This window comes from Peredibacter sp. HCB2-198 (assembly GCF_045999315.1).
GTDB lineage: Bacteria > Bdellovibrionota > Bacteriovoracia > Bacteriovoracales > Bacteriovoracaceae > Peredibacter.
This window is the reverse complement of sequence record NZ_CP174607.1, coordinates 3,184,076-3,204,466: the sequence shown is the minus strand read 5'-3', so window position 1 is coordinate 3,204,466 and position 20,391 is coordinate 3,184,076. Positions and strand designations below refer to the sequence as shown.

Annotated in this window: 22 protein-coding genes and 1 tRNA gene; 13 read left to right on the top strand and 10 right to left on the bottom strand. The window is 43.1% G+C overall.

Annotated features, from left to right (window positions below):
- Nucleotides 1-39: 39 nt before the first annotated feature.
- Nucleotides 40-1,083 (bottom strand): DUF475 domain-containing protein, encoded by a 1,044-nt coding sequence (locus tag ACJVC5_RS16255; RefSeq protein WP_408096591.1) that lies wholly within the window; start codon nucleotides 1,081-1,083, stop codon nucleotides 40-42.
- Between the two features lie 57 nt (nucleotides 1,084-1,140).
- Nucleotides 1,141-3,294: an OPT family oligopeptide transporter gene (locus ACJVC5_RS16250; RefSeq protein WP_408096590.1), complete on the bottom strand. Its 2,154-nt coding sequence runs from the start codon at nucleotides 3,292-3,294 to the stop codon at nucleotides 1,141-1,143.
- A gap of 122 nt (nucleotides 3,295-3,416) precedes the next feature.
- On the opposite strand from ACJVC5_RS16250, the gene thpR reads away from it, so the two are divergent.
- Together thpR and ACJVC5_RS16240 are read left to right on the top strand one after the other, a co-directional pair.
- A complete protein-coding gene (gene thpR, locus ACJVC5_RS16245; RefSeq protein WP_408096589.1) occupies nucleotides 3,417-3,956 on the top strand; it encodes an RNA 2',3'-cyclic phosphodiesterase in 540 nt (179 codons plus the stop codon).
- A 119-nt stretch (nucleotides 3,957-4,075) separates the two neighbouring features.
- Nucleotides 4,076-4,996 (top strand): hypothetical protein, encoded by a 921-nt coding sequence (locus ACJVC5_RS16240; RefSeq protein WP_408096588.1) that lies wholly within the window; start codon nucleotides 4,076-4,078, stop codon nucleotides 4,994-4,996.
- Between the two features lie 29 nt (nucleotides 4,997-5,025).
- On the opposite strand, the gene mutM is transcribed toward ACJVC5_RS16240, so the two are convergent.
- Nucleotides 5,026-5,823 carry a DNA-formamidopyrimidine glycosylase gene (gene mutM, locus ACJVC5_RS16235; protein ID WP_408096587.1) on the bottom strand — a complete coding sequence of 266 codons (798 nt, stop codon included), beginning with the start codon at nucleotides 5,821-5,823 and terminating at the stop codon, nucleotides 5,026-5,028.
- 13 nt (nucleotides 5,824-5,836) lie between these two features.
- Nucleotides 5,837-6,211: a hypothetical protein gene (locus ACJVC5_RS16230; protein WP_408096586.1), complete on the bottom strand. Its 375-nt coding sequence runs from the start codon at nucleotides 6,209-6,211 to the stop codon at nucleotides 5,837-5,839.
- Between the two features lie 90 nt (nucleotides 6,212-6,301).
- On the opposite strand from ACJVC5_RS16230, the gene ACJVC5_RS16225 reads away from it, so the two are divergent.
- From ACJVC5_RS16225 to ACJVC5_RS16205, 5 genes are all read left to right on the top strand, one after another.
- Entirely contained in the window at nucleotides 6,302-7,843 is a 1,542-nt protein-coding gene (locus ACJVC5_RS16225; protein ID WP_408096585.1) for a sensor histidine kinase, read from the top strand.
- Nucleotides 7,840-8,751 carry a radical SAM protein gene (locus ACJVC5_RS16220; RefSeq protein WP_408096584.1) on the top strand — a complete coding sequence of 304 codons (912 nt, stop codon included), beginning with the start codon at nucleotides 7,840-7,842 and terminating at the stop codon, nucleotides 8,749-8,751. The genes ACJVC5_RS16225 and ACJVC5_RS16220 overlap by 4 nt, the downstream gene beginning before the upstream one ends.
- Nucleotides 8,752-8,996: 245 nt before the next feature.
- Nucleotides 8,997-9,641 (top strand): phosphatase PAP2 family protein, encoded by a 645-nt coding sequence (locus ACJVC5_RS16215; protein ID WP_408096583.1) that lies wholly within the window; start codon nucleotides 8,997-8,999, stop codon nucleotides 9,639-9,641.
- A 123-nt stretch (nucleotides 9,642-9,764) separates the two neighbouring features.
- Nucleotides 9,765-10,127 carry a four-helix bundle copper-binding protein gene (locus ACJVC5_RS16210; protein WP_408096582.1) on the top strand — a complete coding sequence of 121 codons (363 nt, stop codon included), beginning with the start codon at nucleotides 9,765-9,767 and terminating at the stop codon, nucleotides 10,125-10,127.
- Between the two features lie 157 nt (nucleotides 10,128-10,284).
- The gene (locus ACJVC5_RS16205) at nucleotides 10,285-10,806 is read left to right on the top strand and encodes a superoxide dismutase family protein (RefSeq protein ID WP_408096581.1); all 522 of its coding nucleotides are present in this window, start codon (nucleotides 10,285-10,287) and stop codon (nucleotides 10,804-10,806) included.
- Here ACJVC5_RS16205 and ACJVC5_RS16200 read toward each other — a convergent pair.
- The gene (locus ACJVC5_RS16200; RefSeq protein WP_408096580.1) at nucleotides 10,803-11,210 is read right to left on the bottom strand and encodes a GFA family protein; all 408 of its coding nucleotides are present in this window, start codon (nucleotides 11,208-11,210) and stop codon (nucleotides 10,803-10,805) included. The genes ACJVC5_RS16205 and ACJVC5_RS16200 overlap by 4 nt on opposite strands.
- Before the next feature lie 85 nt (nucleotides 11,211-11,295).
- On the opposite strand from ACJVC5_RS16200, the gene ACJVC5_RS16195 reads away from it, so the two are divergent.
- Nucleotides 11,296-12,375, top strand: coding sequence for a PA0069 family radical SAM protein (locus ACJVC5_RS16195; protein WP_408096579.1), 1,080 nt, complete (start codon nucleotides 11,296-11,298; stop codon nucleotides 12,373-12,375).
- 1 nt (nucleotide 12,376) lies between these two features.
- Here ACJVC5_RS16195 and ACJVC5_RS16190 read toward each other — a convergent pair whose 3' ends face one another.
- From ACJVC5_RS16190 to ACJVC5_RS16180, 3 genes are all read right to left on the bottom strand, one after another.
- Nucleotides 12,377-12,517 carry a hypothetical protein gene (locus ACJVC5_RS16190; protein ID WP_408096578.1) on the bottom strand — a complete coding sequence of 47 codons (141 nt, stop codon included), beginning with the start codon at nucleotides 12,515-12,517 and terminating at the stop codon, nucleotides 12,377-12,379.
- Between the two features lie 68 nt (nucleotides 12,518-12,585).
- Nucleotides 12,586-13,281: an SDR family oxidoreductase gene (locus ACJVC5_RS16185; RefSeq protein WP_408096577.1), complete on the bottom strand. Its 696-nt coding sequence runs from the start codon at nucleotides 13,279-13,281 to the stop codon at nucleotides 12,586-12,588.
- A complete protein-coding gene (locus ACJVC5_RS16180) occupies nucleotides 13,278-14,093 on the bottom strand; it encodes an alpha/beta fold hydrolase (protein ID WP_408096576.1) in 816 nt (271 codons plus the stop codon). The genes ACJVC5_RS16185 and ACJVC5_RS16180 overlap by 4 nt, the downstream gene beginning before the upstream one ends.
- A gap of 119 nt (nucleotides 14,094-14,212) precedes the next feature.
- Here ACJVC5_RS16180 and ACJVC5_RS16175 point away from each other — a divergent pair, with 119 nt between their 5' ends.
- Nucleotides 14,213-15,343, top strand: a complete 1,131-nt coding sequence (locus ACJVC5_RS16175) for a hypothetical protein (RefSeq protein WP_408096575.1) — start codon at nucleotides 14,213-14,215, stop codon at nucleotides 15,341-15,343.
- A gap of 9 nt (nucleotides 15,344-15,352) precedes the next feature.
- Entirely contained in the window at nucleotides 15,353-15,961 is a 609-nt protein-coding gene (locus tag ACJVC5_RS16170) for a hypothetical protein (protein WP_408096574.1), read from the top strand.
- 39 nt (nucleotides 15,962-16,000) lie between these two features.
- Here ACJVC5_RS16170 and ACJVC5_RS16165 read toward each other — a convergent pair whose 3' ends face one another.
- Both ACJVC5_RS16165 and ACJVC5_RS16160 read right to left on the bottom strand, forming a co-directional pair.
- Entirely contained in the window at nucleotides 16,001-17,617 is a 1,617-nt protein-coding gene (locus ACJVC5_RS16165) for a HAMP domain-containing methyl-accepting chemotaxis protein (RefSeq protein ID WP_408096573.1), read from the bottom strand.
- Between the two features lie 92 nt (nucleotides 17,618-17,709).
- Nucleotides 17,710-18,132 carry an Rrf2 family transcriptional regulator gene (locus ACJVC5_RS16160; RefSeq protein WP_408096572.1) on the bottom strand — a complete coding sequence of 141 codons (423 nt, stop codon included), beginning with the start codon at nucleotides 18,130-18,132 and terminating at the stop codon, nucleotides 17,710-17,712.
- 122 nt (nucleotides 18,133-18,254) lie between these two features.
- Between ACJVC5_RS16160 and ACJVC5_RS16155 the strand changes: the two genes are divergently transcribed.
- The 3 genes from ACJVC5_RS16155 to ACJVC5_RS16145 all read left to right on the top strand — a co-directional run bounded on the left by ACJVC5_RS16155 (nucleotide 18,255) and on the right by ACJVC5_RS16145 (nucleotide 20,390).
- A tRNA-Cys gene (locus tag ACJVC5_RS16155) sits at nucleotides 18,255-18,330 on the top strand.
- A 22-nt stretch (nucleotides 18,331-18,352) separates the two neighbouring features.
- The gene (locus tag ACJVC5_RS16150) at nucleotides 18,353-19,414 is read left to right on the top strand and encodes an alkene reductase (RefSeq protein WP_408096571.1); all 1,062 of its coding nucleotides are present in this window, start codon (nucleotides 18,353-18,355) and stop codon (nucleotides 19,412-19,414) included.
- On the top strand, nucleotides 19,407-20,390 hold the full coding sequence (locus ACJVC5_RS16145) for an LLM class flavin-dependent oxidoreductase (RefSeq protein WP_408096570.1): 984 nt from the start codon (nucleotides 19,407-19,409) through the stop codon (nucleotides 20,388-20,390). The genes ACJVC5_RS16150 and ACJVC5_RS16145 overlap by 8 nt, the downstream gene beginning before the upstream one ends.
- Nucleotide 20,391: the final 1 nt, after the last annotated feature.

Genomic DNA, 20,391 nt, shown 5'->3' with positions numbered 1-20,391 from the left:
TGGTAACCCAGGCCTAGACCTGAGTTACCAATCATTAAATTAAGAGTGAGCGTGCTTTTTGTTCCAACGAATTGAAGAGTAAAGCGCCATCGCAATGAAAGCGGCACCTAGAAGGCCCGTAATTACTTCTGGGATATGTTTCACAGTACCGGCGAACATAATCACAGCTAGAATACCAATTGCATAGAATGCACCGTGCTCAAGGTAACGGTACTCGCTAAGAGTTCCCTTATCTACGAGCATGATCGTGATACTACGAACGAACATAGCACCCACACCAAGACCGATCATGATAATGAATAGGTTGTTTGTAATCGCGAAAGCACCCACCACACCGTCAAAAGAGAACGAAGCATCTAGAACTTCCAGGTACAAGAACATCCCTACGCTTGCTTTGTTAAGATCAAGTTGTTCCGTTTCATCTGGAGACTGAAGGAAGGCACCAATTCCATCAACAGCGATATAAGTCACAAGACCCCAAATACCACTGATAAGGAACGACATCTTTTCATGCTCAAGTTGAAATCCAGAGAAGATATAAAGGGTAATAAGAGTCACAGCAATCTCTACCGCTTCCATTCGGCCAAGCTTCGCGATGGGAGCTTCGATAACACTGATCCAGTGAACGTCTTTACCTTCTTCGAAGAAGTATTTAAGAGCAACCATCATAAGGAAGGCGCCACCATAGGCCGCAATACTTACGTGAGCTGAGAGCATGATTTGGGCGTACTCGTCTGGCTTAGTTGCGGCCATCACGAGAGCATCAATAGGATTTAGATGTGCAACCACACCTACAAGAAGAAGTGGGAACACAAGTCTCATACCGAATACAGCAATCAAAACACCCCATGTAAGGAAGCGTCTCTGCCATAGCGGAGTCATCTTCTTTAGAACGATGGCATTCACCACGGCGTTGTCGAAAGAAAGTGAGATTTCAAGAACACTGAGAACAGTTGCGAGGAAAAGTGCCGAAAGACCGCCGGCAAGAGAGCTCGAATAATATTGGCCGATGAAGAAAGCGCACACGCCTCCCAAAACGGACAATAGGATAGAGCCCTTGTAGTACTTCATCATGGTTTGCATAGATATCCCTGTTAAAATTTGACACGAGATACTATAAAAACTGAAAGGGTTTGGCCTCTATAATTTAGGTTTTTTCCTTCCTACTGCAAATAAAATCGCCGCCGCGCCACCGAAAACCAGTGTTGCAAACAGGTCAGAGGTCGCCATTCCGCCCATCTTTCCCGAAAAATCCAGAGCATCTGACACGCCCGGCATGATTTGAGTAATGGCGAGAAGAATTCCTGCAATCGAACCACCGGCAATAAGACCCGAAGAGAAGAGAACGCCTGGGCCAGTATCGGCCTCTAACTCAGATTCTGGGGCCTTAGTTTTTCTTTCAACTAACCAGCGAACAATTCCCCCTACGAAGATGGGAGCTGAAGCAGAAATAGGAAGATACACTCCAACTGCAAATGGAAGAGCGGATATTCCACAAAGCTCAAGCACAATGGCGAGAGCGACACCTAGAAGAACCAATCCCCAAGGAAGTTTTTGAGTGAGGATACCATCAATGATGAGAGACATAAGACGCGCTTTTGGCGCTTCATACTTTGTGACACTTGTTCCGTCATCACGTTTATTGACTGAGCCATTGATTCCAGGATCTACGAGATAGGTCACTTTACCGGCATCATCAACAAGATACTTACCAGGGCCCAAGACTCCAAGCATTTCTGCATTTGATTGTTCAGTCACCTGAAGCACATAGTATTCATTTTGATCTTTAAGACTTTCTACACCGGCGACTTTTTGTTTTTCTTTGAGAAGACTCATGTTTGTCACAGTGTAGTCAGGGACTTTCTTGGTATAAACAGTTGATGCATCATTAAGAAGAATGAGCGAGTAACCAATAACAATGGCACTTGTAAGCGCTCCAATCAGAAGTCCCCATTGCTGAAGACGAGGAGTGGCACCAACAAGATATCCTGTTTTTAAATCTTGCGAAGTGGTCCCTCCATTTGAGGCCGCAATACAAACAACGGCCGCAATGCTTAAAGCACCTACTCGATGTTCGGGTCCGATCCATCCAACCGCCAAGAACACCAGACAAGTAAGAAGGAGAGTGGCCACGGTCATGCCCGAAATTGGGTTTGAAGAAGAACCGATCTCACCAGTTAATCGTGAACTTACAGTCACAAATAAAAAGCCAAAGAGAACAATGAGAACTGCTGAGAATAAATTAATGTGAAGAGCGGGGGCAAACCACAGACCCAGGACCATCAGAATAGTTCCAATAATGACGAATGAAAAAGGAAGGTCATCTTCAGTTCTGTTTTTAGATTCAGTTGGGCCTTTTGAACCCATGACACTTTTAAGACCTGATTTAGCTCCATGAATGATGGTCGGTAGAGATTGGAAAAGAGAAATAATACCACCGGCCGCGACCGCACCGGCACCAATATAAAGAACGTAGTTTCTCCAGATGTCGTGAATCTCCATATCGCGAATCAGAGTTTTCGCAGGAAAAAGTGGTTCGGTAAGAGCACTACCGAAAAGTGAAATCATAGGAATCAGCACGAAGCTAGAAAGAACACCACCGGCCATCATAATCGCCGCAGTTCTGAGACCAATGATGTAGCCCACACCGAGAAGTTCAGGAGAAACTTCAGCGGCAATCGCTGAGCCTTTAAAGAAACTGAATGCTCTTTCTGGTACATCTTTCCAGAGACGAAGGCCCACGTTGAAAAACTTATAAAAAAGACCAAGGAAGAATCCACCGAAAACAATCTTTCCGCTTGATCCACCCTTCTCACCGACGATTAATACTTCGGCACAGGCCGTTCCTTCCGGATAAATGAGTTTACCGTGCTCTTTCACAATCAAGGCCTGACGAAGAGGGATCATCATCAAGACCCCAAGGAGACCACCCAGAATAGAAACCGTCATGATGCGACCGACATCCAAATCGTATCCTAAAATCAGAAGTGCCGGCATGGTGACCGCAACACCGAAGGCAATGGACTCACCAGCGGAACCTGTGGTTTGAACCATGTTGTTTTCTAGAATGGTGGCATGACGAAGGCCGAACATCTTTGAGATGCCTTTAAAAAGAGTAATGGAAAGTACCGCGACGGGAATTGAGGCCGAGACTGTCATGCCAACTTTCAGGGCAAGGTATAAGGAAGACGCACCAAAAAGGATACCCAGGAAGACGCCCATTAAGATTGGCCCAAGGGTAAATTCTTTAAGCTTTTCAGCGTGAGAGATAAAAGGTTTAAAGTCCTTGCTCATTTTCTTCCTTTCATTTGAAACATGATTAACCTGTTTTTTTTACCAAACCCGACATTATCGAGCTACTAAATATTAAGCTGTGGATGGAGGAAGAATCTCATAAGCTCTTACAGTGGAGGAGTATGAAACTTTTTTTAAGTCTGGATGTGAGTGAATTGAAGCTTGATCTCAAAAAACTGAAGGTAAACCTGAGTAAGGGAAAAAATTTCGATTTTCAATGGCTCCCGGAAGAGCAGAGACAAATTCCCCTCGTGTCCCTTGGTGAAGTAGATGAAGAGAGCTTTCAAAGAATAGAACCATCTTTGCATTCAGTTGCTAAGCAGACCCGGGCCTTTAAATTGAAATTCGAAGGAATGTCGGCCTATCCTGACACCAAAGAAGCAAGATTATTATGGGTAGGGGTCCAGAACTCAAAAGAAGTGCGCGCTCTCTATGAAAAAATGGTCGCGGCACTTGAGCTTCATCCTGAAAAAGAATTTAAACCATATCTTCCAGTTGTGCGGTTACGGAACCATCGGGAGGTGAGTGATATTCTTTCTCCTCATAAGAACACTGACTTTGGAAAATTCACCATTACCAGACTGGTGGTATACGAAATGACTTTGGGCGGAGCTTTTCCTCTGTATAAAAAACGGGGCGAATATCCTTTGAATCCCGAGTAAACTTCCATCCTACAAGATCTAACTGCTAATATTCTGAAAGTCCTTTCGCACAACTTTCTGGCCACTTCTTTGCAAAAATAAGCGGGTCTTATTTTTAACAAGGAGTCCGTATGCACTCAATGCGATTTATCAAACCTAAATCTCTCAAAATTCTTTTCGTTGCTGGTCTTGTGACCTTAGGGGCGTGTGGTGGTTATGATGACGATGATTCATCAAGCACGACACCGCAAACTGAACAACAAACAGAAGAAGAAGGTCCGGTGGATACAGGACAAACAATCATTCTTAATACAGTGATAAATAATAGCGTCGTTATTAACGCCAGTAAGACCAGAATTGAAAAAAATATTTTTATTATGGACTGGGAATGCGGAAATGTTGATCCGGTTGAACACCAGCAATATGTTCATGTGGCCGATACTTGTCCTACTCTCGAAAAGGACGACATAAACCAAGATGGTGTTCTGGATCCAGTTGAAGTTGAGCAAGCAGTAGGTCCAAGAGTGTTACCTCTAACATTAGAAGACGGTACATTTCCAACAGGAAGAGAATACACCTATGATCGTTCTTTCCCACTAGATGAACTTCGTCAATCAGTACCGGTCGGGCAAGATTTTGTTTTGCTTGTTCATGGTGCGAATGCTGATGTGGCCCTTCCTCCTACTTACCAAAACAATTCGAGTGATCCTAACAATGTGACTGTACCGATTTCGTGTAAAGTTTTTGAGGCACCTGATACTACTGGAGGAACCACTGGTGGAACAACCGGCGGAACTACAGGTGGAACTACTGGAGGCACAACTGGTGGCACTACAGGTGGAACTACTGGAGGCACAACTGGTGGCACAACTGGTGGCACTACAGGTGGAACAACTGGAGGCACTACAGGTGGAACAACCGGCGGAACTACTGGAGGCACAACTGGAGGAACAACCGGCGGAACTACTGGAGGAACAACTGGTGGCACCACTGGTGGAACTACTGGAGGCACAACCGGCGGTACTACTGGATCAACAATCGGTGGAACAACTGGAATGTAATTTTATTAGGCGCTCTTCGGAGCGCCTTTTTACTTTTGTTTTGAAGGAACCCAGGCAGTGGTTCTTCCGGCCACTGTCTCATGTTTGATGACATGTCCTGATGAGATCAAACCACCTTTCTTTCCCCATCTATGATGAAACAGCCAAGACTTAGGATATTTCTCATCATCGGCGCCGACTTTTACAGAAAGTTTCGTCACAGATGATATTTTTGAATGCAATTGTTTTACTTCCGCTGGAGAAAGTGACAATGCCAAACGATGCGGATCAATTCCAGATTGAAATAAAATTTCATCGGCCATCCAGTTTCCGATTCCTGAAAAGACACTTTGATCCAGGAGCACGGCCTTTATCGGGGCCTTTCTTTTTGTCAGAATCTTTTTCATCTCTTTGACTGAAGGAAGTTCATTCATGACATCCGGACCTAGACGGGACAAAGGACGATGTTCCAGAGGATCTTTTAATAAAAAAATTCTTCCGAAGCGTCGAGGGTCTTTGTAAGTGAGAATTGTTCCATCACTCATTTCAAGAACAAGCTTCACTGACTTCATGGATCTGTCAGGGAATTTATCACTTAGAATATAGGATCCAGTCATACCAAGATGAAACACCGGAAGAATTTCTTTGTTCATTTCAAACCAGATGTATTTCCCTTTACGGTGGCATTTCTTGACTTTGGCCCCCTGTAAATTTTTTTTTACGAATGCAGGAGATTTTCCTGCAAAGATCAACTTGTCAGGGGCCACATGAACATCTTTGATGGTCTTCCCTTTAAGTTTCTTTTCTATTTGGCGTCTGAATGTTTCGACTTCCGGTAGTTCGGGCATCTTGACCTCGTATTTAAACTTCGAAATTTCTTAGACTAAAATATCTGATCCCAACAAAGACAATTCCAAAAACCAGTCCATACCAAAAAGTATCGAGACGAATGATTTCGCCATCATTTTTCCTGAGCCATTTTCCTTTTATGGCCATAATGATTCCAATAGCGATGGGTGTGAAAATCAGATTGAGGAGCTGAAAAGTTTCATCTTGAATAAATAATTTCGAGGACAAGTAGAAACTTAGGCAGGCAAACATAGCGGCCAGAATAATATAACCCAGCATGGCATAAACTGGGACCCTAGGACCTTTAAGGTCAAAGGCGTGAATCATGCTTTTCACACCTGATTCCGCAAATAAAACGAAAATGAGGGGCCCAAAAACTTCACCCATAGGTTCATTTTAACAACTGTTTAAAAGCTTGTCTTTCAGCGTCGGGTAAAGTTTTTAATTCTTTTTGTCGGATTATGTTAAGATTCTCTTATGATAAAAAATCCCCGTCTCAAGCATCTCTCACACGCCGGTGAAATGGGTTATCGTATTGCCACCTTTGATTGGTCAAAGACTTCATTGGGTGATTCTGAACACTGGCCTCAAAGTTTGGTCACGACCATCAGTATGATGGTGGAAAATAAATTTGCCATGTATCTCGTCTGGGGCGATGAGCTCATTCAGTTCTACAACGATCGCTATATTGAAATTCTTGGTAGTAAACATCCCGAGGCCCTTGGGCATCGTTCGGAAAAAACATGGAGTGAGATCTGGAGCACCATTCATCCGTTGTTTGAAAAAGCGATGTCAGGCGAGTCAGTGATGTTTGAGAACATGCCTCTTATGGTTAATCTCAATGGGGTCATGACAGAAAGATTTTATACATTTTGTTATTCACCTATTCGTCTGGAAGACGGAACGGTGGGCGGAGTCTTAGACACTGTGACTGATAATACGGCCGAGGTCTATAGCAAGGTGGCCCTGGAACAGAATGAGAGTAAGTACAGAACGTATCTCGAAGATTCTCCTTATGCCTTTATGTTTATTGAGCATGACTGGACAATTAAATATTTAAATCCGACCGCTTTGACTTTGGGAGAGCTCCCTTATGAAGATGTAGTCGGGCAATCTCTCTGGAAAGTATTTCCAGGTCTTGAAAAAGGTCCTTTTGGTCTCGCTTATAGAAAGGCCATGGCCACGAGAGAAAGAGTTCCTATTGAAGGATTTTATCCTGATAACGATAAATGGTATCGCGCTCTCGCTTATCCTTTACAGAATGGAATCGCCGTTACTTTTCGAGATTTTACCAATGAAAAGAGATTGGAAATTGATTTGTCTACGGCGATTAAGTCTCGGGATGAATTTCTGTCTGTGGCCTCGCACGAATTGAAAACACCATTAACGGCCATGAAGCTGCAAGCACAGATTATTCAACGTGATATTGAAAGAGACAATCCAAGGGTCTTCCAGAAAGAAAAAATCGCGCGCTTCTATGATCAGACTTTTAAGCAAGTGAGCCGCTTGAACCGACTTGTTGATGACATGCTGGATGTTTCACGGATTCAATCGGGTAAACTTCATTTTAGGAAGGAGCCGACTGATCTTCGTGAGTTACTGAAAGAGGTCCTGGAAAGAATGGATTCTTATTTTAGGAATTCTGAATCGGGTGTTCCTGAAGTTGATTTTGTAGGTGAAAATTTTCAGGGTAAATGGGACTCTTTCCGAATAGAGCAGGTGATGAATAACTTATTCACCAATGCCTTCCGCTATGGTAACGGGAGGCCGATCCGAGTGATTCTTGAGGCCACTCAGGAACATATTATTTTCTCCGTCATTGATCAAGGACAAGGCATTAATCCGAAGGACCAGAAGATCATCTTTGAACAGTTTGAAAGAGGTTCGGAAGGTGCCATCGAAGGACTGGGACTTGGACTTTACATAGCTAAAAGAATCGTGGAAGGCCACGATGGTATTATAAGTTTAAAAAGTGTTGAAGGAGAGGGATCGACTTTTACAGTCATTCTGCCAAAATGATTTATCAAAATGAAACTGTTGTTTCAGTCGGTAAAGGCAGTCCTCTCACTTTGTCCTGGGAGCTCGTGACTCATTGTCAGTTTCAGTGCAGTTACTGTTATTTTAATCCCTACGAATCAAGCACTAATTATCCTGATGTGATGAAAATGGTTTTGAGTAAGATCAGCAAGATCACTGAACCAGTGGAGATGACTCTTTTAGGTGGTGAACCCACACTTCATCCGGAATTTCATCAACTCATTCAATCATTGCACGAGATGGATCATGTAACGAAGATCGACATCATTACTAATTTTCAACCCACGGTCGAATTTTGGAGACCACTTATTCCTTATAAAGACAAAATAGAAATCGTTCTGAGTTACCATGTGGAATACTCACAGAAAAACTTTTTTAAAAAGATAGAGGCACTGAAGAGCGACTTCTCGATGAATATCATTTTTTTGGTCCATAATGATCTTAAGTATCTACCCAAAATGAGAGAAGCGGTCGAAGAATATTATCAGCTGAACCTCGAAACACTTCCCATCACCTTCGCTAAGTTAGTGGATCGTTCAAGTGGAGCAACTCAATACTTCGAGTATCAACAAGAGACCTTGGATTTTCTTTCGGAGCAAGAAAAGAGAGTCAAAACGTTAAAATATCCAGAAACGATTCCCGTCACAGTCTCATCTGGTGAAAGAATTGAGGTCAATCAGATGGAGTTTGCCTCGAAGGAAATGAATCGTTTTAAAGGTTGGAAGTGCCAGATGAATGCCCTGATTATTCATCCTGACGGTATGGTGAGCTATCCATGTACAACTCAGAAGAAACACATCCTATTTGCTGAGCTTAAAAAAAGAGAGCTCACATGTGCGTTTGATATATGTCCATGTGAGGCCTATTGGAACTTCACGAAAGATGTTTGATTTAACTAACGCTGACGGCCAAGGTGCGGACCTTGCAAAAAAAACTCGAAGAATAAGTATTAAAAGATTTTAATTAACAAGAGCTTGAAGCGCTGCGAGAGCTAATGCTGCGGGTGCTAGAGGCGACCCTAAACCATATAAATGATTAATTATTACATTTATGTAATGTAAGCATTTTCGCTCACTTTATACTTGATACATTGGGTTGGGTACTTCAAACTAATTCTCCATTCAAGGAGACGTAAATGAAGTACGCATTGTCATTAATTCTGGGTGTTGTGTTCACGGTTGCAGCGAACGCTCAGACAGGTAACGAAAAAGATCTCATCATTCTATCACCATTTGAAATTGATAAAGTTATTGGTTCATTTCCTGCCCCAGGATCAGTTGAAGAATCTGAAGACCTGGAAGTTCTAAGACAATATCAAGAGAACCGCACAAGAAGAGATTGCCAAGCGGCCTCTCAACAAGAGAGCGCTACACTTGGGTCACTTTTTGGTCACCTTTTGACGAAGTCTCAAGTTGAAGAGCTCTCAATTGAATTCCTTAAGCAGTACGGGGAAGCAGGTGGAAACGCATACCTTGCAAAAAAACTTTATGGCCGTCCTCGTCCATATCTTAGCCACAGAGACTTAAAACCTTGTATCAAGAAAGAGACTTCTGAGTCTTATCCAAGTGGTCACGCAACTGTAGCGCGTGTTTTTGCTCGTCTTCTTGCTCATAGATTTCCTAAGCGTGCTGAAGCTTTCATCAATGCCGCTAATCAGGCCGCTCTTAACCGTGTAATCGGTGGCGTTCACTATCCGTCAGATATCAATGCCGGTATTAAGCTTGGTGATTACCTTGCAAGCAAAATGATCCGCGATAACAGAAGAAATAGAAGAGATTAATCTTCACCTAAAAGGGCGGGCTTAGGTCGCCCTTTTTTTTTGTCCTGCCCATTGAAGATCCACGCATTCAGATTCAATTTTTCATAGAGAAGTTCCGCCATAATGGCATTAAAGGAGTTCTGTATGGAAACAACCCAGCAAGAGTTCGGCCCACACCCAAAAGAATACGAAGAATGTATTAGTGATTGTTTTAGTTGTTATGAGCAATGTACGGTCTGTCTTTCCCATTGCATGTCGATGGGAGGAAAACACGTAGAGGCCAAACATCTTTCTCTCATGATGGAATGTGCTCAACTGTGCAGTACAAGTGCCAGCTTTATGCAATTCAATAGTTCCTTTGCCATTGAACTCTGTCAGGTATGTGCAAAAGTTTGTGATGCCTGTGCTACATCATGTGACGAAGTGGATCCAGAAGATCCTGTTATGCAAGAGTGTGCGGCCATGTGTAGGCAGTGTGCAGATTCCTGTAGAAATATGGTTCAGTAACTCTTGCGGATAAAATGAGGATAATGTCCTTCTGCTTTCGATAATTGAAGATTAGGCTTAACTAGTCTGGCCGAAAAGGATGGCGGAAGCCTTACTAATCGTGCTGGAAAAAAATGGTCATCTCCGGATGGCCATTTTTATTTCAAGAGGAGAATTTATGAGAAATACCAATGTACGTCTTCTTCTCATTTCGGCCCTAATCTTAAATGTGGCGATCGCGGCCAAGACCCCTTCTAAGATTGCCGAGGCCGATCTTTCTTCCGCCACTCAAAAAAATCTAAAGGCCGAAGTGATCTTTCAAACTGTTCCTGAGGGCCTGAAAATCACCGCCGATGCAACTGGACTCACACCTAACACCACTCACGGATTTCATGTTCATCAAGTGGGAAAATGCGAAGGACCAGATTTCAAAACGGCCGGAGATCATTTCAATCCAACCAACATGAAACATGGCTCCCCAAAGAGTGAAATGAGTCATATGGGTGATATGGGAAATCTTGTGGCCAATGCCAAAGGTGAGGCCCATATGGAAATGATTCTTAAAAAAGATGAGGCAAAAGACCTACAGGAGTTCGCTGGTAAGTCCGTTATCATTCACGCCAAGGCCGATGATTTCAAAACTCAACCGAGTGGCGACTCTGGTGCCAGAATCGCCTGTGGTGTGATTAAAATGAATTAAAGGTACTTCGTTTCTGCTGGGGAGTTAAACCAGTTGTTGTGAAGTCCATCCATGTACTGGATAGGAACATGGGATAATTCCTCAGGAGAAATATTGTCGAGAGTACTAATCGCAATACTCACGAAGTGACCACCAATTTGTTCCACATATCCTTTTGTAAACGTACGGATCCCACAGTTCTTACAAAAGGCGTGACTATTACTGTTCGTGTTGAACTGATAAAGACCTACATCTTGTTCATTGGTGAGGAGCTTAAAGGCCCCTGGTTTTACCATGGCACTCCAGTTACGTACTTTCGCGCAGAATGAACAATTGCATCTTCCCGAACCTTTTGTAAGATCCAGATCCACTTCGAAACGAACTTTCTTGCAGTGACAACTTCCTTCATATTTTTTGATGCTCATATGTTTGCTCCTTTCATTTTTTATTCTAATTCAACTAAATTGTAAGGCAATAAGAAAATACGGAAAAAATACGGAAATGTGTGCTATGGTTATTTTTATGGAAAGACCGGAAAAAGTAAAAGGACGCGGGACCGCATTAAACCCGCTTAATAGATTTGAAAATGTAGAGATCCTGGAAGGGGATTACGTTCAGCATTCTCCTGAGGATGAAATGCCACTTTATCGCACCCAGTTTATCTCAGATCCTTCAAGAAGCATCTTAACGCAAAATGATAGCCCGGATGTCGGATTTGATTTTAGTGTGAATCCTTATCGAGGTTGTGAGCATGGGTGTGTCTATTGCTTCGCCAGACCCACTCATGAATATTTGGGTCTTTCTGCCGGAATGGATTTTGAGACTAAAATTCTGGTCAAGCACAACGCACCTGAACTTCTGAGAGACAAATTGTCCTCCCGTTCCTGGAAACCGGAGGTCGTGAACTTTAGTGGTGTGACTGATTGTTATCAACCGATTGAGCGAAAACTTGAGATCACAAGAAAGTGTTTGGATGTCATGAGAGAATTTCGAAATCCATTTACCATCATCACTAAGAACCACTTGGTGACGAGAGACATTGATATTTTAAAAGACATGGCCCAGATTAATGGAGTGGGTGTTTTTATTTCTGTGACGACCTTAAACCCTAAAGTGGCGGAAGTGATGGAACCAAGAACTTCTCACCCCGTCTCTAGATTAAGGGCCATTGAGACCTTGGCGAAAGCTGGGATTCCTGTAGGAAGTATGGTGGCCCCAATTATTCCTGGATTAACCGATCATGAGATGCCAAATATCCTCAAGGCCGTGAGCAATGCTGGAGCAAGTTTTGCTGGAATGGTTCCTTTAAGGCTTCCCTATGTTCTTGATGATCTTTTCATTCAATGGCTGGAACAGCATTTCCCTGATCGTAAAGAAAAAGTGCTAAATCGAATTAAAGAGATTAGAGGAGGAAAACTTAATAATTCTGATTTTGGCTCTAGAATGAAGGGCGAGGGGAAATATGCTGAACATATCAGGGCGATGTTTGATCTTTATACAAACAAAGAAGGTCTTAATAAAAAACGCCTGGAACTTTCAACTGAACATTTCAGAAAAGTGACAGTTCCAGGACAATTGGATTTTTTCTAATTTACTTGTGCTTAGGTGTTCTTGTTGAACGGATCCCTGTTCCACTAACAGCACCACTTCTGTTCCCTTGATGGTTACCGGATTTATTTCGAGCAGTGGCCGATTCGCCTCGCGAGCCTGTTGAAGTAGTTAAACGTGCCATAGACACCTCCATAGAGACATTATTTCATGAAGAGGGAGTGGCCGAAACTTGAGAAAGTCTTAACGATTCTAGACGTAAATCATTTTCTTGGTCATGCCGCCGTCTATGATAAAATCCTGACCTGTAATAAAGCCGGCGGATTCTGAGCTTAAATAGAAGGCAAGTTCTGCAATATCACTAGGAACGCCTACACGACCTACAGGATGTTGCTTATGATCCTTTTCGGTGAGTTTTTCATTTGGATCAGCAATCCAGCCTGGGCTGATACAATTTACCCTAACCGTATCTCCAAAAGTCATAGCAAGTGAGTGGGTAAGAGATAATATACCTCCTTTACTGGCAGAATAGATGACCGTATTAGGTTCAGACATCAGATGGCGGGTGGAAGAAATATTTATGATGGACCCTTTGGTCTCTTTCAAAAACGGTAGTGCGTATTTACTCATGAGGAAAGCACTCGTTAGATTGACAGCAATCCCATGGTTCCATTCTTCTAATGTGACTTCTTCAAATTTTTTGAAGGTAAGAGAAGTGTCGGCGGCATTATTGATGACGACGTGAAGTTTTTGTACGTTGGAGATGGCCTCAATGATTGAGTCTTCACTTTCGAGATCACATTTCAGAAAGACAAAGTTTTCATGTTCAATTTTACGATTCGGTTTAATGTCCATTCCGTAGACAACATGACCTTTTGAGAGAAATTTTAGACAGAGTTCAGTTCCAATTAAACCACTTGCACCGGTAATCAGAGCTGACTTTTTCATATCTCTCCTATGACCTCATTTATTTTTTGATAATGAACCCAATGGCCAGCACCCGTCACAAATTTTACCCGCCCTTCATTGCAATAGTCCAAGCTTTGCTGGGCCATTACTTTGGTTAGAAATACATCATCTTCTCCCCAAATGAGGAGAGTAGGAACCTGAATATTTCTATAGGGAAGGCGCAAATCATAAATCATAGCGCGATACCAATTGATCATGGACTCTATTGCGCGATCTTTTCTCCATGCATCTTCCATTTCATCCACTTTTGGATGACCACTTCTGCGTAAAATAAATTTGAATACGGAATAATTGTCCCAGCTCAATATAAGTTCAGGAAGTTTTGGGACAAAAAGCAGAAACATATAGAAGCTTTTAAGAATTTGAAGCGGATTTTTGAACAAGTTTTTCTTGAACACGTCGTAGTGGGGGGCATTGATGATAATGAGTTTTTTTATAAGATCCGGTCTTCGATTTGCGAGATACCAGGCCACCATCCCGCCCCAGTCGTGTCCTACGAGGATGACTTCTTTTAGGGCCATGACAAGAATGAGCTCTTCAATGTCTTGCGTGAGAATTTCTAATGAATAGTTTTTAATTCCACGAGGCTTGTCTGATAAATTATATCCTCTTTGATCAGGAGCAATGAGACGGTAGTTTTTTTCTGCAAGCTCTTCGAATGCCTCAATGATGGCCTTAGAATTTTCTGGGAATCCATGCAGTAATAAAACGGGAGTGCCATTCCTGGGACCACTTTGTGCTACATTGAGCTCGATTCCATTAACTTTCCATTTTGTGTTCTCAAATTTCATAAACATTATTTTAGTCGGTTTTAGGTTTTAATAAAGAAGTTTGACTTCCCCTGACTATTCAAGTGCTGAAAGTCTTACTTACCTTCTTGGTAGTTCATTATGAAACCAGGAGGCATTTTGTGAACAAACTCTCATACGCATTTCTCGGTCTCGCTCTGGCCCAGGGAGCATGGGCCTCTCCCAATATCGAAATTGATCGAGCTTGGCAGAGGATTTCAAGCCCCTTAATTATGAGTACTACATTTAATCATCAGTTTTCAGCGCTCCCTTTGTCAGGAAAAGTGGCCGATAAACAAAAGTATTGGTCCAGCGATTATTGGGCCCGTTATAAAGGCGGTATCAACTATCGTTGGAATGCTGCAAGGCCATCGGGATTCAACACCATTTCGCCGACCCAGTCTCAAGCCGCTCAAATGACCCTTGCCCAATTACGCACACTAGCACCTTCCGAGAAGTGGGACCTTTATATAGGAAGGTATGACTACCCATTAAAACGTGAGGTCTCAAATTACGCCAGTCCAAATCGGCCCACATGGGAAGGAATTTGTGATGGCTGGGCCGGGGCCGCAATGAACTATGATGAGCCAACACCAATAACTCTAGCAAATCCTGACGGCATTCAGATTCCCTTCGGTTCTTCTGATATTAAGGCCCTCTTAAGTTGGTATTACGCGAAGAAATTTACTGATGGCCATAGTCAGATGGGAAGACGCTGTAATGGTTCTACGACAAGCACATCTGCCAATTGTCAGCACGATATGAATGCTGGTGCATTCCATGTCGTACTTGCGAATAAAATTGGTCGCGACGGAACAACATTTATTGCTGACATTGATCGTGGCCATGAAGTTTGGAACCACATTGCTTATGATTTCAGATCGACCATTAGAAGTTCAAATCTTCCGCCTCTGAGAACTTCGGCTCCAGGAACTGTCAGCATGGTGAGAGTAAGAACTGTCGTGAACTATGTCTTTCTCCTAACTCGTAACACCTGGGAACCAGTACTAGGAACAAGTCGCCAGGTCACTCGTTCAAGAACCTATGAATATTATCTAGATCTAGATTCGAGCGGACGAATTATTGGAGGAGAGTGGATCACGACTCAGCGACCTGACTTCCTATGGCTATCAAGAAAAGTCGGAACGTTTACAGGTCTCTTCAGTAAACTTCCAAATCTTTTAAAAGAAATTCCGGTAAGTGTAGAGGATGAGTTCGCAGATGAACTCGCAATGGAAGAAGAACTTTATTAGGAGAAAAATATGAAGAACTTTTATCTAAGTCTTGGATTGCTTGCGACTCTTGCTTCACCACTGGCGTTTGCCGAGAATCGTACCATGACGATTCAGCATTTAACGGGTGCCACTAGCTATTTCAGTATCTCAGTTCAGGATGATGGACTCTTAAAGGGAACATACCCAGGTTGGTGTGTGGATTGGGCCACTCGGATTGAGGACAACACGGTTTATAATGCGAAATTCTATTCCAGTTTATCAGAACATCTCCCGGCCGGAGTGGTTGATAAGCCTGAGCATCTGGATGAGGCGAATTGGTTATTAAACCAGCACATGGTGGGTGAATCATCTCCAGGTGGTTACGGAATTTATACTTCTGGAGATATGCAATTGGCACTTTGGACACTTTTAGATGATCACTTTCAGTCTGATACAGTTGGACCTTTTGATCAAAGGCGAGTTGATGAGCTAGTCGCCGCGGCCTTGGAAGAAGATGGCTTCGTTCCGAGTTGTAAGCAGATTGTTGGGGTCATTCTTGATCCTTCACTTCCAAATGGTGAGAATGGTCAAACAACCATTACTGAAGTGCCTCGTAATCATTTTCCAAAATGTGCCGTGCCTGAAGGGGACGAGTAAAAGAAAAAAAGAAAGGGACTCTTTCGAGTCCCTTCTTTATTAGAAACCTTCGGCCTTACCGATTGAATCATTCCCATGATCAGAATCTGTATTGAAAGGGATAACGTTACTTGGCTTTTTAACACCAACGCCCTTGTTGGCGCTAGGTTGAGGCATTTTATGTTTCTGAGTTTTGCTCGCAGGAGCTGGAACAGAATCACTCTTACCTCCTTCAACGAATGTCTTAAGCTCTTTTACCATTCCAATTAAGCAGTCTGATTGAGAGGACATTTCAGAAGCAGATGAGGCCACTTCCTCAGATGAAGAAGCATTGCCTTGGATCGCTTGATCCAGATGGTTCATGGCCTTAGAAATCTGCTCAATACCATTGGCCTGTTCTTGAGAGGCGGCGGAGATTTCAGCATTTAGATCAGAAACTTTTTTCGCTGACTCCACAATGACCTTAAGGGTCGCACCAGATGTGCTGGCGATGCGAACACCACTTTCAGTCATTTCAACGTTCTCTTTAATGAGATTATTGATGTCTTTTGCGGCAGATGCAGAACGACCGGCAAGGTTTCTTACCGCATCGGCCACCACGGCAAAACCTTTACCTTGTTCACCTGCACGGGCCGCCTCAACAGCGGCGTTAAGGGCAAGTAGGTTTGTTTGGAAGGCGATATCATCAATAACGTTAATGATCTCTTCAATCTTCTTAGAAGATCTTTCCATGTTTGACATGGCCTCAAGAAGGCTTGTGATTTCTTTTTCACCGTGCTCAGCAGAGTCGAGAGATTTCTTCGAAAGAGTATTGGCCTCTTTGGCGTGGTCAGAGTTAAGTTTCACCATTGATGAAAGTTCTTCCAGCGAAGAAACTGTTTCTTCCAGAGAGGCCGCTGATTCAGTGGCACCTTGAGAAAGAGTTGATGAAGCTGAAGTTAATTCATGGCTTGCGAGAGAAGTCTGATCGGCCGAACTGCGGATTCTGTCAGCAATGCTTGAAAGAGTTTTATTCATGTAATTTGAGAACAAGAAACCAATCACGGCAGAACCAGCAAGAATACACAGAGCAATTGTGACGAGAAGACCAAAAGATGTTTGGTAAGTCTCGATTGCTGAAGTTGAGCGCATCTCAGCGTCTTTTTCCTGGAACGCGACCAGTGCATTTACTGTGGTCTCAATCTGATTACGTGCCTCACGCATGTTATTGTTTAAAATATCAGTCGCTTTTTCTTTCGCAGCTGGATCTTGAATCCCGACTTTGGCCAATTTTAGATATTCCAGGGCCTGTTTGTCATAGGCCTTCCAAGCGTTCCATACGGCCTCATAAAGTTGTTCTTCACCTTCAGCGAACGGAGTTGAACGATAATGAGCATTGATTTTATCCAGGTCAGCTGAACGCTGAGGATACTCACCGGCATTTCTCATCAAAGTCGCTTCGTCTCCTTGAACCATGCCCATGAACACACGAAGGTTCAGACGGTTTGCTTCGTTAACAAGAGCATTGATTGTTGCCACAGACTGAAGGTTACCCATGGTCACATTAACGATGTGGCCATACTGAGTGTTAATTGTCTGCATCGAATGAAGACTTAGCCCTGTTAATACAAGCACAAAAAGAGACAGGGTCCCAAATGAGAGCAGTAACTTAAATTTAAGACTTTTTTCTCTAAGCATATTTTTTCTCCGGTAAAACAGACTTAACTTTTCTTAAGCTATTCGTGAGAATACGAGAAAATACTTAGAGTAAAATTCAAAAATGATGAGAACTAGGAACAAGATACCTTTTTAAGGAGATCGCTCAGATATTTTTTAGAAAGATAGGACTGTGTAACACCTTCAATTCCATCTACTACTTCTTTGCAGAAAATTTCATCGAATGAACAACTTACAGGACAGGCCTTAGTGACAGTCTTCTTATGAGTAGAAATGAGGGGCTTGGCCTCAGTGCTGGCAACATAGATGTCATTAAGTGAAATATCAGCAGGGGATTTACCCAACTTAATCCCTCCGCCTTTACCGCGAAAACTTTCAACCAGTTTGGCCTCAACCAAATTTGAAACTAATTTCCTGATGAAGGTGGCATTGGTCTTCAATACTTTTGCCAAAACTTCTGAGTTCATCATTTCATCTTGATGATAGGCCAGGGTAACCATAATTTGTACAGATACTGAGAATCGTGTATCAACCATGTGGCCATCATAGCATGAGTTAATGAGTTTTACAAAAATGTGCTTTTTACAGTTGCATTTAAAACTAATCTGGAATAATGTATCTGATATTGATGCATTTTAGGATGTATCTTTTAATCATAGGAGATGTGCCCGAGAGTTCAAGGGAACAGCTTGCAAACCTGTTAATCGGTGGTTCAAATCCATCCATCTCCTCCAAATTTCAAACAAGTGAGTGAAAATGTCAGTGCTAGGAAATCCTCTAAAAGTCGGTGCTTGGAATCTTCCGAATAGAATTATCATGGCCCCTTTGACTCGTGCCCGCGCTGGCGAAACAAGAATTCCCAATGATCTCATGGCCGAATATTATGCCCAACGTGCCACTGCCGGAATGATTCTTACAGAAGCCACGGCCGTAACTCCTATGGGTGTTGGTTATGCAGACACTCCAGGCATCTGGTCAGACGCTCAGGTTGAAAGCTGGAAGAAAATAACTTCTAAAGTTCATGAAAAAGGTGGACGCATCCTCATGCAACTCTGGCATGTAGGAAGAATCTCTGATCCTATGTTCTTAAATGGTGAGTTACCAGTTGCTCCAAGTGCCATTGCTCCAGCGGGCCACGTGAGTCTGGTACGTCCTCAGAAGGCCTATGTCACTCCACGTGCACTTGAAACAAACGAAATTCCCGCGATCATTGAGGCCTATCGTAAGGGCGCTGAAAATGCCAAAAAGGCCGGTTTTGATGGTGTCGAAATTCACGGAGCGAACGGATATCTACTAGATCAATTTCTACAAGACGGAACAAATAAAAGAACAGATCAATATGGTGGTTCCATTGAAAATCGCGCGCGTCTTTACCTTGAAGTCACAGACGCTGTGATTTCTGTTTGGGGAGCAGATCGCGTAGGTGCTCATATTTCACCTCGTGGTGACTCGCACGATATGAGTGACTCTAATCCTTTGGCCACATTTAGTTATCTTGCTTCCGAACTGGGTAAGAGGAAAATTGCTTTCATTTTTTCTCGTGAGTATCAAGGAGCAGATAGTTTAGGTCCGGCCCTAAAAAAGGCCTTCGGTGGAGTCTATATTGCCAACGAAAAATTTACGAAAGAAGCGGCCGAAAAAGCAATCAATGACGGATTTGCTGATGCGGTGTCATTTGGAGTTCCGTTTATTTCGAATCCGGATCTTCCGAAGCGTTTACTTGAAGGACTTCCTCTGAATGAAACGAATTTTCAAACGATTTATACAAAAGGTGCAGAAGGATACACAGATTATCCCTTCTATAATGAGCATGGGTGATATCAAACTTTCGGTCTTAGACCTTTGTCCTATATTGTCGGGTGAGAGTGCCTCGGAGAGTCTCCGTCATCCTGTGGCCCTCGCCCGCTTTGTAGAAAACTTAGGATTTAAGCGCTATTGGGTGGCCGAGCACCATGATATGGAAGGCATCGGCAGCTCATCACCGGAAGTTTTGATTGGCCATATTGCTGGTGCTACGAAAACAATTCGAGTGGGTTCTGGAGGAATTATGCTTCCGAATCACTCGACCTATCATATGGCCGAAGTATTCCGAACTTTGGAGGCCCTTTATCCTGGTCGCATTGATATGGGACTGGGTCGTGCTCCTGGTTCGGGATCTAAGGCAACTCATGCTCTTCGTAGAAACATTTCATTGAGCGCAGATAATTTTCCAGAAGAGTTGGAAGACTTGATCCGTTACTTTAGAGATGAAGTTCCCCTTAAAGCAGTTCCTACTCAGGTCAATATGCCAGAGATATGGATGCTTGGTAGTAGTGATTTCGGTGGACGTCTCGCCGCTTACCGAGGACTGCCTTTCGCGTTTGCTCAGCATTTTTCAGGATTACCGGCCCGAGAGATTATTCGCATGTACATTGAAGAGTTCAGGCCCTCTGAGTTCTTGCAAGAACCACATCCTATGATGGCCTCTCATATTATTTGCGCAGAAACGGACGAAGAAGCAGAAGAGCTGGCCATGTCTTCAGATGTTTCATTTGCTAAATTCTTCTCGACAGGAAAAAACATGCCACTACCGACGGTAGCGGAAGCAAAATTAACTCCTTTATCACCAATGGATAAAGCGCAGCTTCGTGCTTCATTCCCTAAATTCGTGGGCTCGCCTGATTCAATTAGAAGACAACTGGAGCCGTTTTTGAAATCCGGCATTAAGGAATTGATCATCACTTGTATGGTGTATGATCAAAAAGCGAGACAGAGATCTTATGAACTGGTTTCACAAGCTCTGTCTCGCGGATAGA